This window comes from Marinobacter sp. EVN1, assembly GCF_000475375.1.
GTDB lineage: Bacteria > Pseudomonadota > Gammaproteobacteria > Pseudomonadales > Oleiphilaceae > Marinobacter > Marinobacter nauticus.
In genome coordinates this window covers 24,592-36,743 of the sequence record NZ_AXCB01000004.1, presented here as the reverse complement: position 1 = coordinate 36,743, position 12,152 = coordinate 24,592, and the positions used below count along the sequence as shown (strand labels likewise).

The window sequence follows — 12,152 nt, the reverse complement described above, 5'->3', positions numbered from 1 at the left end:
TTTTTTGCCGGTTTCCGTCTAAAAGTCCCTTCTCGTATAAATATTAAAGCCACCGTCCAAAGGCCGAACTCAGAGTTATAAATAAGGGCATGGGAAGGTGTCTTATGAATAGAACCAACAACAAATGAAGAGAGGTACAACAATGGAAATACGCGAAATAGGTCCCCGGAGAACCGGGGTGGCATTAGTCAGCGCAGGACTTAGCGCGGCAGCTTTCGGAGGCTCCGGCCTTCTGATCGCTTGCGGGGTGGGTCTTGTAATAGCGGGGGTGTGTATGTGCTTTCGTGGGTGAGGGGCTGCGCCCCTTCAGGCGCAAAAAGTGAAAGTCAGAATCGTTGGTTCAGCAATTGTCACATAAGATGGGAGAACGAGGCACACGCGGAAACTCTGGAAGCGCGGCCGGATCTCTCACCTGTGGCTGATCCAGTTGCCGAGACCGCCCTTCACCAGGACTTTCGGGGATAAATTTCAACAAATGAGTGCTTTTCATGAACTATAGAAAAACACTTAACTCACTGTTTTTAATATTTTAATGATTTATATCCTCTAATCAGTATTTTAGAGATCATCACAGGGTCCTGTTCAAATTGTTCGCATGGTAGATCAACAGGAGCCTGCACCATGACCAATACACCGCACTGGCTAAACAACTTTTTCACTGCCGCCACCGCTATGCCTACGGAGAATCTGGCCGTTGTCGCAATCACCATGGTCGCGTTAGCGGTGATCTGGAGACAGAATTAAATGAGCGACCAAAGCACCAGCTTGAGAGAAGACCGCTTCTCTCCGATTCCTCGCTACTGGTTGGGTCTAACAGGACACTCCCCCTGGTCCTTAGCCAGAGCCACCAAGCACCACCCGTTCCTCAACCCCACAGGACTATCGTGGCGACCAACAACCGGCGGTGTTATTGCGGCTCTAAAGATCTACATTGCCCTGGTGGCCATGGCTGACGACAAGAAACAGGAACGCAATGTGGGCAAGCACTGCTTGCGAACCACCTATGAGGAAATTCAGTTGTACCTGAAGCTATCCAGGGCGTTGGTTTGCGAAGGGCTGAAACTACTGGAGGCTACGGACGCACTCGAACGGCTTGGCTACAAGCCTCTGGTTTACCGGATAAAGGGCTTGGACCGAGAGCGGGCGGACGAATGGAAAGGGCACGTCAAGTTACCCAAAGGCCATTTGTTTGGCCTTCGTCGGTTCTCTAGTAACAACCCCATTATGCTCTCCGAGTACCCCAGCCGAGGGAAGGCCGCCATGAACGGACTGGTGCTTTATCTACTTTTGCTTTCGGTCTGTCAGCGCCACACGAATGTCGCGTTGATTGCATACGACAGGATCGAAGAACGCACAGGTCTTGGTAGCCAGGAAGTACGACAGGCTCTCGATGTGTTGATCAATCACGACCTTATCAGCGTCCTTAGAGTGAGCAACGAAAGCACCCTGGAAGCGTTTGGGTTGCCGATGCCCGCCAAGGCACTGGCGGGCACGCCCAATGTGTACCTGATTAAAGGACTCAAAGGGAGAAAGTACAATGAACGCATCAACACCCTGGAAGATTACGCGAGACTGACCGCAAGCCACCAAGCCAGCCAGGATTTCACTGATTGATTTAAGACGTACAACTATTCTTTTCAATCGTTGTCAAAACCCTATATTTTGACAACACCTGCTTTTAACCTTGGAATAGCGCTGATTTCGTCTGGATAAATGGGCTCGGTACCGGGCATCTTGTCCGGCATACTGTTGTCCTTTACTTTGCTAAAAGACAACACCAGCCTGCAGCTGACCGGGAATTTCCATGCACGGAGCCAACCCATGACCTCACCCTATTTACCGACACCTGGCCCGCAAACTCCGGCTCATCCCGCCGAGCTGTTTTCCGGCCGTATTGAAATCAATTGGCCGTACCTGGTTGAACGCCGACCGCTGACCCTTCAACTGTATCCAGAACTACCGCCGTATCTGCTTCTACCGGAAGTGCACCGTCTCCTGGACGCGGCCACGCATCCCCGAGACCACCTGCTGGCCTCGTTGCTCTGGCACACCGGCGCACGGATCTCTGAGGCGCTGGCCATCACACCTGAACACCTGGTGCTACAGGATCAGTGGTCGTCCGGCGTTCTCCTGGATCAACTCAAGAAACGAGGCCGCCCCCGCCTGGCAAAACGCCAGGTGTTACGCAAACGCTGGGTACCCATCACCGATGAACGTTTCATCCTTGAACTGAAGCGTTACATTGAGGGACAGGGGCTCAAGGCCACGGATCGGTTGTTTCCGTTCACTCGTCAATGGGGCTACAAGCGCGTCACGCAGCTGGCCGCCAAAGCGGCCACCGCCATCGAGGTTCACCCTCACACCTTGCGCCACTCCTTTGCCTGTAATGCTATCCTGCACGGTCAGCCTTTGACGGTCCTGCGGGATTGGCTCGGCCACGCGGATCTACAGCAAACGGAGATTTACACCCGGGTACTGGCCACTGAAACCAACCACCTGATGCGATATATGACATTCTGATGCCTTTCAACCACGATAAATCCGCCTGGACAGACCCGGACAGCGGCACCACCTATGATCTTGGTGTCTTCAAACCATTCACTACAACCTATGAGATCAAGCCCCGTAAGGATGCAGAACCGTTTTCGGTTGAGGTCCTGGTTAGGTTTTCGAATCACTGCTATTCGCGGACTCGGAAGGGCGAGGCTGAGCATCACATTATCGACACCCAGCAGCACCGGAACGGAACGGTAGATGAGCGGGTTTTCTGCGTGGATCGCTGGACCTTTTGCCAGAATGTGCGGACCGTCATCGATGAGCTGGCGCTGAAACGATGCCTGGAGGGCGGGAGTAAAGAGATTTTGTATCGGCAGGAACAGCCCAGCCAAGTGGCCGCCCATGATGGGTGGTATCTGTGCATGAGACTGGAGCACCGAAAAGGCCGGACCCCGCCTTTGTCGTTATTCGTGCGGAGCGTTCACTGGCGAACCAACCGGCCCGCAGATATACGCCGCCATGGTGGCCAGAAATTCCGGGAGATCCTGTCGAGGTTTGCCAAGTCCAAAGGACTTTGACCCCCCAGAAAAGCAAAAACCCTGCATAAGCAGGGTTCAGGCTGTATAGGTATCACTGTCGAGCGTCTTGGTTATAACCACCTATGGTGGAAACCAGATACGAATATCTGGTGCCATGGTTGCTACCCACCCTAGTAATGGGACATCGACTATCGCAAACCACGGACCCAGTATAAGAGTTTCCTCTGTCATACACAAGAACCCACAGTAAACCACAGAGAATCACGGCTTAGGGGTATCCCCTACATTTTCCGACCCAGGGCATCCAATGCCCTAATCGGGACAGCTGTTTCCCCTACACTTTCCGAGTACCGTCAAAACCGTGGAACCTCCCGGCCGGGAAACCTCGTTTCTTTCCCTATTGCCCAAAGGACTATCCATTAAAGGTTTGTGGTAACTCTGACCTGGCAGGCTGGGAGGGGACCCCGCCTGGCGAAGCCAGGAAGTCGGGGATCATTTTATCAGTCAGGTACTGATCTCTTTAACGAGCTGATTAATGGGCAGCACTTAAAAAATTACTAACAAGCACTTAACTTCTAAGAAAAAAGAAACAACATGGCTGGCTCTAGCCTTCAGGCAGACTGTTACAGGATTTTTGCAGGTAAAGATCAGGAAACTGGGAAGTGATTGTTCATTTTATGAACGAGCTGGACAGATCAGGCAAGTAGCTCCTTGAGGCTTAGCCTTTGAGCTTCCTCGTTACACTCTCTCGCTGTCCAGGTGGGGTTTTCCTGCTGCAGCCTTGCCGCTAACAGCATGATCTGTCGTCGTCGCTCTAAGGACACCTGAGCGCGTTCAGGGAGTCTGTGTCGTTTCCGTTGGGCGTGTTGGGAAGGGGTTGGCTCTTCCAGCTGGCCACCCGCAAACAGTTTAAAGCGGGCTACGTCTCCAAGGCTCCGCTTCCACTTCGCTGCTTTTTTCTTCAACCGTTGGCTAGCCTTCTTCCGCTCATACCTCAGGCGTTGCCCAAGACCAAAAATAGCGAACAGCAGCGGGTTCACCTGCTTCACTGCCGGTAATCCTCGGTATTCACCCTGGTCATTCAGGCGGCGCGCCTGAGAGACCGATATGAGCCCGGAACGGCGTAGATCCCTGAAAGCCCGCCGCGCTCGATGCAGGGATATTCCCGCCCGGTCGGCCAGGTAGGATACGGTATAGTTGATAAAACCTTCTGAGGTGGGCTGCCCCACTCGCAGGGAGGAAAGATCGGTCACTTCCACAATTACCCGGAGAAGGCTGATGCAAGCTTCGCGGCGGGCCGAACTCATTTGCTTTCGGCTACCGTTCGCCCAATTCAGGGAGGGTATGGTGCTTGGCCGGTGGTAATACTGCTCCAGCCGGTCATAAAGAGCAGACAACACGCCGGGAATACCGCCGCGTCCGCGCTCCTGCATTCGAACTGGAAACAGCCGGGGAGCTTCTGGGTAGTGCCCGCAGAAGTTGCCACCTGTGTTGACCCGGAAAACGGAATTTCTATGCAATTCCCGGCCTCTCGTCTGACACGAGAGCCGGATTTTGGTGCTGTATACGCATTAGTCCTTTGCTCTTTTTTTTGACAACAGTTGATCATGAGCAAAGGCAACGCTAAACTTGACTCGTTATTGAGAAAAGTTTAGCCCTGCTTTTGCAAGTGTAGTCCTGCTTTTTCTAGCTCTGCTTTTGCAACAGGTTTTGATCTGCTCGATCTAGTACTGCTTTTCTTAATCTTCGCATCAAGCGCCAACTTGATGCCTTCTTCCAAAAACCCCCAGCGCCAACTGGGGGTTTTTCTTTTCTACATAGCCAGATCCAGTTGATGGGACGTCAGCATTGGCCTCCCGGTCCAAGTGGAACACTCTTTCAAAGCCTCTTTAGCTTTCCACAGATCCCACTCCGCTTGCTGCTCCAGCAGCTGCTCAGCGGAAACGCCCAGGATGACCTCAAACTTCCAGGCCATCTCTGAGGAGATCCGAGTTTTGCCGTAAAACACGTTATAGAGTCCCATAACACTTAACCCCATCCTTTCCCTCAGCTGCTTACGATTGATCTTCTGAGGCTCAATCAGGGTTCTGAAGAGCGTCTTTCCAGGATGTTCTGGTACTACTTCAGAAGTGGTCATTTTGCGTTCTCCGCAAATGGGCTTGTTCGCACTTTATACTAGGAGTTATAACTACGCAAGACTGACTAACTCACCGTCCGGTCACGGGTTTTCTCTTTTCTTGCCAACGACCATGGCACCCTTGGTAATGGAAAACCCGACCTCGCCGAGAAACACCTTGTTACCGTTAGTGTTTCGCCCGTGCGTTTGGTCAGATGCCGCCATGTTCAATGGAAGTACATTAATTACGTCATAGCCATTCTGATCAAAATCGGTATACACCCGCTTGAGCAGGTCCGCGAACTCGTCCAGGTTCGCCGCTCGGGGAGAAATCTCTTCCTGGATCTCCTTTCTCATCCCAAAAAAGCCCCTGGACACCACCTTCTTATCCTTCTCATGGCTAGCGTAGAACCAGGTGGTGATAAATTTATCGCTCATACAAAACTCCCCATTCTTCAATAATCGAAATAAACGGAAACGCTTTCAGTCGTCGTGAAACCAGCCCTGTCCGTAACTGAAACCGTAATGGTATGCGTGGCGTGGTTACTGTAGTTATTAACGTTTAGAACGGTACTAACTCTCGGCGCCGGAGCATCCGTTGAGTATTCCGTGCCATCGACGAGGTATATGACAGAATCTTCTATGCCTCCAGCATCTTCAATAAATGCAACAATATTGAAACTTGTGGTTATAACATCACCTTCCCAAGGATTAGCGAGTCTCACACTAGGAGGTGTATTATCGAACAACAAAGAACGAGAGAAGGTTTTAACGTTCCCGGCAACGTCCTCAATTTCCACAGCTACAACATAGTCACCATCAGGAAATGCTGTGGTATCGATGGAGTGCTGAAAATCACCTGAGCCATAGGTGTTCACGAGCATCCCATCAACATAAAGCCTGACTGCCTTCACACCAACGTTATCCGTTGCTTGGCCTGAAACATTGAACTCACCCGTTAAAAAGGTTCGGTTTTCAAGATTCCAGGAAAGCACGGGGTCTATCTTGTCGACCCGGAAATTTATCGACTCATCCGCCTCAACGCCTGTCTGACTTAAAACCTTGAGGGTAATACTGTGTTCAGTGCCAGGGAGCTGATCGGTGTCGATAGCAACCTCAAGGTTGGCCAGGCTTTCGGGGTAATACGGAATCCCGCCGTCAACAAGGAAACGGGCAGATTGGATGCCGCCGGGCACGGACGCGGTCGCGCTGAACGTCACCACCCCTGACACCCAAGCATTATTCGGGGGGGTCTCCCAGGTAATAACGGGCAATTCGTTGGAAACCTCAATAGCAGCATCCCAAACCGAGGTCTGCCCCTGGAAATTCCGGGCTCTAATCTGAATGGGCAATGTTCCATTGGGATAGGCAGTTGTCTCAATCTGGAACTCTGGAGAGTCTGAGTTTCCTGCGAACTGATCCAGAACCCCGTTTACATACAAGGAAACATCAGCCACACCATCAACATCAACGACAGCTGCAGAGAACGTAATCGATCCAGAGGCCGGGCTCCCGTCTCTGAGAGTCACATTTGTAATTGTCGGGGCTTGCGAGGACAAAGGCTCTACAGCAGCCCCCGGAAACACGGGGCTTTGAGACTGGTTAATGGCAGAAGCCAACCCAAATACATCACCGGCCACAAGGCCGCTCAAATTTTGGTCCCGTTCAGCGGCCACCAAAACATTCGTAGCCAGCCCTCGCCGGTACGTCGCTTCCGATGCGGGATACCCGCCAAAAGAAACCGGCCCGCTTTCTGCTCGGCCATCGAGGAGGCCATCAAATCGAATATCTGAGGCAGCTGCCTCTGTCAGATCCCACAAGCTTTTCTCAGCTTGCCCTTTGTAGGCCCAGCTAGCCATCTGAGACCAAGCCGCCGAGACCATCCCGGCTTTATGGGTATTGGCCAACCCGTTTGAAACAGGAACTCCGCTTGTAAGATCGAACACCTCTGGGTGACCAACATTGAAGCCGACCCAAGCGGATATTGCACTCACAGCCTCATTGATTGCTCGTTCAGGCTCAGCCCCAACAGACACCTTATGCTCTGAAAGCCCCTGCGCAATAGTGGTATACGGGGTGACAGAAATCTGATTGGTAGATCCGCCCTGGTAATTCAGAAGGGCGCTGAAGCGCTCCCCATCTTCCAGGGTGATCAGGTTCTGTGTTGAAAAATCCCGGAAGGCACCCTTAACTTCCACTAACACAGGTTGAGAAGGGGTGTTCTCAAGTGACACAGAGAACGATCCATCAGTCTTGGCAACGCCTTCGGCTAGAAGCGCTCCTTTCGCTCCTGACCACTCATAAACATACACTTGAGCATCGTCAAAGTTACCGGCAAACGCTTGTCCTTGAACTGTACCTGGCGTTTCGGATGGTGACGATCCAGAACCGCCACCCCCCCCTCCGCATCCTGCGACAAAAGCAGAGATCATTGTTAAAGAAACCGCTGTTACTCGCTTCATGTTCCCTTCCTTATTCCCCTCCCTTATCGGGAGGGGATTCCCTGTTCAATTAAGGGCAAGTCATTCTTACCGTTAGGGGCGCACTTACTAAGCCATTTGAATCCTTGACCCAAAACTTGAACTCATTTGTAGCAACGTTTTCACACTCACTACTTGATGAATAGGTGCCACCACTATTGAAATTGGTGTTGTAGTACTGGGTCACGTTACGCCCGTTCCGCTCCATTCTGTGAAGCTCGTACCGGCCACCGGGGCCTTCATTGGCAACCTCGAACTCAAGCTCAGTACGGCTGTATCTGTTCCCAATGAACCGATTGACAAAGTGAGTAATCTCCAGCTTTGGTGGTTGTGCATAAAAGCCCACCGCCGAGGAACGCTGCACAGAATAACCAGCCTTGTCGGTAGCTTTAACCGTTACACTGTGAGTGCCATTTTCATAGCTTGCAGCGGGAATCGTCGTTGATGCATTCCCGTTTTGATCTACGGTCAGATTTCGGAACAGCGAACCATTGATAAGCACCTGCAAGCTTTCAATGCCCACGGCGTCGTATGCGTTGATCTGAACAGGAATGTCACCTGAATAGCTTGTACCTGCCGCTGGGCTGTTTATGGAAAGTGTTGGAGGGGTGCTATCGAACAACACCTTGCGCTGCAATGTCGTCCGGTTTCCGGCTTCGTCCCACGCCTCAAGAACAATCGTTTTCTCGCCCTCGGTGAAGTCCCTGGTATTCAGAGCCCGACTAATCGGGAAATCAGTGAAAACATCGAGCAAAACGCCATCGATATACAGCTCGGCAGCGATCACCTCTTCATTGTCAGTGATGGTTGCCTCAAAGGCTTCGGTTTCACTCATCACGGTCGTGTTTTCGAGGTTCCAGCTGGCGACAGGCTGGGTGTTATCTACGGTAAAAGAGATAGTTGAGTCTGTTTTGTGACCAACGGAGTTCACAACGGACACAACCAACTCGTGTTCACCTTCCAGCATGTTCGAGAGGTTAAATTCCTTGGATGGAGTTTCACCAGGTGCGAGGGGATAGATAGCCCCATCTAAAATGAAACTGACCGACTCAATGCCAATCGGATCTGTCACTTTCGCAGAGAATGTCTGAACGCCAGTGAGGATGCTTTGGTCTTCAGGCACAACATGAGAAATCGCAGTTCCAGCATTTGAAACAACCAACTCCAGGGTTTCAGTTGCTTCCCCGCCTGTGATGTTCTTTGTGTAAATCTCAAACGTGTGAACACCATCATTGAGCGTAGAAGTATCAACCGTAAACACCGGAGAGGACTCAGAGCCCAAGTACTCATGAAGGGTGCCATCGATGAATAGGGAAACCTCGTCCAGCCCAACAGTATCAGTGACACTTGCGGAAAGTGTAACGGTCCCTGCAATCACTTCTCCATCGGAGTGGCTGAGATTATTAATGTTCGGCGCAGTGCCATCCAAAGGCTGGATCTCTGCACCCGCAAACATCGCCGCATTTGACTGGTTGTAATGTTGGGCCATCGGGAGAATATCGAGCGGCGACAGCCCGGTCACGTTTACGCTGGAGTTGGCCATCACCAACATGTTTCGCGCAATTTGCCCGCGGTAAATCTCTGGGGTTAGTCGAACAGTTCCCTGGGCAATGATCCGCCCTTTGTCCTTTCCGTCCAAAAGACCATCAGCGCTTATGTCCTGGTAGGCTGCAGCCGCGAACTTGATTGAATTGTATTCCTTATGAACATTATCTCCATTCTGTTCGGAGATCCATGCGGTCAACTGAGAAATGCTAGCAGTAGCAAACCCGTAAAGGTGCGCATCTGTCAAAGCGGGCGTAGCATTCAACTTATCCACAATTTCTAGGGGTGTTACATTGCGAATATCCAGGCCAATCATTTCGCTAACCGTACTATTAGCTCGGGCAATCGCCTGATTAGCATCAACTCCCGTCCTCACCATGTGCTCAGCAAGCCCTGTGGCCAGAGTGGTATAGTACGTGAGAGAGGTCGTGATCGAATCGCCTTGCTCGTAGTTCTTCAGGGCGTAAAGAAAATCTCCAGGCCGAAGAGCCACACTTTTCCCGCTGGCCTCCTCTTGGTATCGGCCATTGGTTACCTCAACCAGAATAGGCTGTCCGGGTACCCGATCCAACTGTATTGAGTATTCACCAACACTATCTGTTTTGCCCTGCCCCAACAGTTCGCCTTTTTGTCCGTTCCAGGCATAAACCTTAACGTCACCGTTCAGAATCAAACCATCGAAAGCGGTCCCGGATACAGAACCGGACGGGCGCGACTCTGGAACGCCACCACCGCCACTCCCGCCGCCACCGCAAGCGGATAGGGCAGCCGTTAAAGCCAGCACAGACACCAATTTAGTCTTGTTCATCCTTTTCTCCTTTGTTCCCTTAACTACTTAAAACTTGTAACGGACACCGGCAGAAACACCGTAGCCCTGCAGTCCATCGCCAAACGGCAACTCGTAACGCGCCTCTGTTGCCAGAATCCAGTCACGCGAGAGTTCCCATTCCAGCGCTGCGTTTGCTACCCCGGAAAGCGTGGTATCGTCCCGGTCGTCGTACCGCTCCAGGAGGAAGCCATCACCGTCCGTGCGATAGCGGTCTGTTGATTCAAAAACAGTGGATACAACACCTACGCCAAGCCATGGCCGGAAATTCCGGGAGAGCCGGAACTGGTGTTGCAGAATCGTTGAAAGTTGGTAGCCCTCAACCGTCGCACCTACTCCGTCATCACCTGCATCAAACTCAATGTCGACATAGCGGAAATCAGCCATAACACGGTTGATCCGGTTAATGTCGAACGTTGCAGTCAGCGTAAGGGGATATACGGCCGTCTCGGTCGGGGTTGTGCCTTCCGGCTCTTTGGATTCATAGATCATCACAGCGGGCGACACGCCGGCGCTGGTATCAATGTCCCAAAGATCCGCACTTGCTTGAGGTACTACGATGCTTGCCAGCATAGCGCCAGCGATCATTTTCCTTTTCATCACTTCTCCTTGTTTTCCAAGTGGTTTCTGTAGGCTTCCACCTCCATCTGTTCAACGCCATCAGCTACCGTGTCTGGCAGGGTAACCGTGATGGTTCTCCAGCCGACCGGGATAGCCACATTGCGGATTCTTTGGACCACCTTTTTCAGTGTTACGGGCGATACGCCGCCCTCATCGGCCACCGTCTTCGGGGATTCACCGTCAACCAGAATTCTTCGTGCGAACTCAATGTTGTGCTTTGCCATCCGGGGCATCTGAGCCACAGCCAGGTCAAAATGTTCGTCAGAAAGACGCACAGATTCACGCAGGGTGCCTACCAGTTTCCTGAGATTGAATCGCAAGGTTGTCTCGGCCATTCCCGCCTCTTCCGCGACCACCCGGACGGACTCACCATCTACCAGCACACGGCGGGCAGAAGCTGTCAGCTTCGGGTCGAAGTTGTTGAGGCCAGCCAGATAATCAAATCGGTCGGGGGATAGTTGTTTAGCCAATGCTTCAAATTCCATGTCCATTTAAAACGGCTCCATGTTATCACGCTGTCAGATGTAGAAAGGCGCACTGCACCTACAACTCCATTATAGGCACAGGTACACCCATGTGTACACCCTTCGACAACGAAATAAGAGCCCTTAAAACGTGGCTTCGACTTGCACCACGCCAGGTTGCGGATCGGCCACCACAACATAGGCCGGTCGACCATTGGTTGCTCTGTCCTCCTGAGCCTGTTCGCTCAACACTGCCCCAGCCCCAGCTTGAGCTGCTGCAGCGGCTGCACCCTCGCCTGGAGCTACCTCAAGCAATTGCTGGCCAAAGGTGTTCAGTCCTTCAGATGAAGCCCGAGCCAATGTCTTGCCGTCGCTGACGACACGGGCCGCTAGGCCCGGTTCGCTGTAACGGTCCAGGATGACGCCCCTCAAGGTAAATTCTGTTCCATCCGGGGCAATGCCCTGGCTGACATTCAAGTACAGTCGCTCTGACCCAATAACGGCAGAGGATCGGGCGAAAAGCTGGGAACCCTGTGGAAGATCCTGTTTTCGACCAGGAATGGTTTTCTCCACCTTCAAAACAATCAGCCCCGGCTGAACGTTTGAAGCGGCTTGATCCAAGGACACCGGAATTTCAGCGCCAATGGGAATACCAAACAAGATCCTGCCGTTCGAGTCCGGCCTGACTACCCTGACCTGATTCCTAGTGCCAGCTCCGGTCCCGGCTCTTAGGGATGGCGACACGTACTCATATGGGCTGGCTGGCGCGGGCTCCGGTCGAGCTTTCGGAGCTGTCGCAACCGGTCTCGGCGGGCGGACGTTATCAGCAGCTGGGCGAGATTCGGTCTCTACTCTGTCCCTTTCCCGCCGTGAGCGCGTTCTTTCTTCCCTATCGCCCTCTTGCCCTCCAGGTCGCGTCTGAGTCTGGCTAGCCTGTTCTCCTTGGCTACCACTTTGAGTCTCTACACCGTCGCCTACGGTTGGGCTTGGAGCATTCTCGGGGCGGGCCTCCGGTTGATTACCCGTTCTGGTCTCCGGTACCAGGGTGTGGATCTGGTCATGCCC

At 52.5% G+C, this 12,152-nt stretch carries 12 protein-coding genes; 4 read left to right on the top strand and 8 right to left on the bottom strand.

What is annotated here, in order from left to right; all coding sequences use genetic code 11:
• Positions 1 to 621: 621 nt before the first annotated feature.
• From Q674_RS41550 to Q674_RS22125, 4 genes are all read left to right on the top strand, one after another.
• A complete protein-coding gene (locus Q674_RS41550) occupies positions 622 to 744 on the top strand; it encodes a hypothetical protein (protein WP_023007746.1) in 123 nt (40 codons plus the stop codon).
• The gene (locus Q674_RS22130; RefSeq protein ID WP_023007745.1) at positions 745 to 1,614 is read left to right on the top strand and encodes a hypothetical protein; all 870 of its coding nucleotides are present in this window, start codon (positions 745 to 747) and stop codon (positions 1,612 to 1,614) included. It abuts the gene before it with no gap.
• 207 nt (positions 1,615 to 1,821) lie between these two features.
• Positions 1,822 to 2,520, top strand: a complete 699-nt coding sequence (locus tag Q674_RS0120495; protein WP_161629363.1) for a tyrosine-type recombinase/integrase — start codon at positions 1,822 to 1,824, stop codon at positions 2,518 to 2,520.
• Positions 2,520 to 3,074, top strand: coding sequence for a hypothetical protein (locus Q674_RS22125; protein WP_023007743.1), 555 nt, complete (start codon positions 2,520 to 2,522; stop codon positions 3,072 to 3,074). The genes Q674_RS0120495 and Q674_RS22125 overlap by 1 nt, the downstream gene beginning before the upstream one ends.
• A 656-nt stretch (positions 3,075 to 3,730) precedes the next feature.
• Here the strand turns inward: Q674_RS22125 and Q674_RS40650 are convergent.
• From Q674_RS40650 to Q674_RS41200, 8 genes are all read right to left on the bottom strand, one after another.
• A complete protein-coding gene (locus Q674_RS40650; protein ID WP_023007742.1) occupies positions 3,731 to 4,468 on the bottom strand; it encodes a hypothetical protein in 738 nt (245 codons plus the stop codon).
• A gap of 380 nt (positions 4,469 to 4,848) precedes the next feature.
• Positions 4,849 to 5,172: a HigA family addiction module antitoxin gene (locus tag Q674_RS22120; protein WP_023007741.1), complete on the bottom strand. Its 324-nt coding sequence runs from the start codon at positions 5,170 to 5,172 to the stop codon at positions 4,849 to 4,851.
• Between the two features lie 81 nt (positions 5,173 to 5,253).
• Entirely contained in the window at positions 5,254 to 5,589 is a 336-nt protein-coding gene (locus Q674_RS22115) for a hypothetical protein (RefSeq protein WP_023007740.1), read from the bottom strand.
• A gap of 17 nt (positions 5,590 to 5,606) precedes the next feature.
• The gene (locus Q674_RS22110) at positions 5,607 to 7,613 is read right to left on the bottom strand and encodes an Ig-like domain-containing protein (protein ID WP_023007739.1); all 2,007 of its coding nucleotides are present in this window, start codon (positions 7,611 to 7,613) and stop codon (positions 5,607 to 5,609) included.
• Positions 7,614 to 7,662: 49 nt separating this feature from the next.
• Positions 7,663 to 9,984 carry an Ig-like domain-containing protein gene (locus tag Q674_RS22105; RefSeq protein ID WP_023007738.1) on the bottom strand — a complete coding sequence of 774 codons (2,322 nt, stop codon included), beginning with the start codon at positions 9,982 to 9,984 and terminating at the stop codon, positions 7,663 to 7,665.
• A gap of 27 nt (positions 9,985 to 10,011) precedes the next feature.
• Positions 10,012 to 10,602: an outer membrane protein gene (locus Q674_RS22100; RefSeq protein ID WP_023007737.1), complete on the bottom strand. Its 591-nt coding sequence runs from the start codon at positions 10,600 to 10,602 to the stop codon at positions 10,012 to 10,014.
• Positions 10,602 to 11,114, bottom strand: a complete 513-nt coding sequence (locus tag Q674_RS22095) for a TrfB-related DNA-binding protein (protein ID WP_023007736.1) — start codon at positions 11,112 to 11,114, stop codon at positions 10,602 to 10,604. Before Q674_RS22095 ends, Q674_RS22100 begins: the two co-directional genes overlap by 1 nt.
• A 117-nt stretch (positions 11,115 to 11,231) precedes the next feature.
• Positions 11,232 to 11,714 (bottom strand): hypothetical protein, encoded by a 483-nt coding sequence (locus tag Q674_RS41200; protein ID WP_161629362.1) that lies wholly within the window; start codon positions 11,712 to 11,714, stop codon positions 11,232 to 11,234.
• Between the last annotated feature and the right edge of the window lie 438 nt (positions 11,715 to 12,152).

Coding starts and splice junctions, on each gene's coding strand:
- Q674_RS22100 (WP_023007737.1), bottom strand. CDS start 10,602: ATGAAAAGGAAAATGATCGCTGGCGCTATGCTGGCAAGCATCGTAGTA.
- Q674_RS22105 (WP_023007738.1), bottom strand. CDS start 9,984: ATGAACAAGACTAAATTGGTGTCTGTGCTGGCTTTAACGGCTGCCCTA.
- Q674_RS22130 (WP_023007745.1), top strand. CDS start 745: ATGAGCGACCAAAGCACCAGCTTGAGAGAAGACCGCTTCTCTCCGATT.
- Q674_RS22095 (WP_023007736.1), bottom strand. CDS start 11,114: ATGGACATGGAATTTGAAGCATTGGCTAAACAACTATCCCCCGACCGA.
- Q674_RS22115 (WP_023007740.1), bottom strand. CDS start 5,589: ATGAGCGATAAATTTATCACCACCTGGTTCTACGCTAGCCATGAGAAG.
- Q674_RS22125 (WP_023007743.1), top strand. CDS start 2,520: ATGCCTTTCAACCACGATAAATCCGCCTGGACAGACCCGGACAGCGGC.
- Q674_RS0120495 (WP_161629363.1), top strand. CDS start 1,822: ATGACCTCACCCTATTTACCGACACCTGGCCCGCAAACTCCGGCTCAT.
- Q674_RS40650 (WP_023007742.1), bottom strand. CDS start 4,468: ATGCAGGAGCGCGGACGCGGCGGTATTCCCGGCGTGTTGTCTGCTCTT.
- Q674_RS22110 (WP_023007739.1), bottom strand. CDS start 7,613: ATGAAGCGAGTAACAGCGGTTTCTTTAACAATGATCTCTGCTTTTGTC.
- Q674_RS41550 (WP_023007746.1), top strand. CDS start 622: ATGACCAATACACCGCACTGGCTAAACAACTTTTTCACTGCCGCCACC.
- Q674_RS22120 (WP_023007741.1), bottom strand. CDS start 5,172: ATGACCACTTCTGAAGTAGTACCAGAACATCCTGGAAAGACGCTCTTC.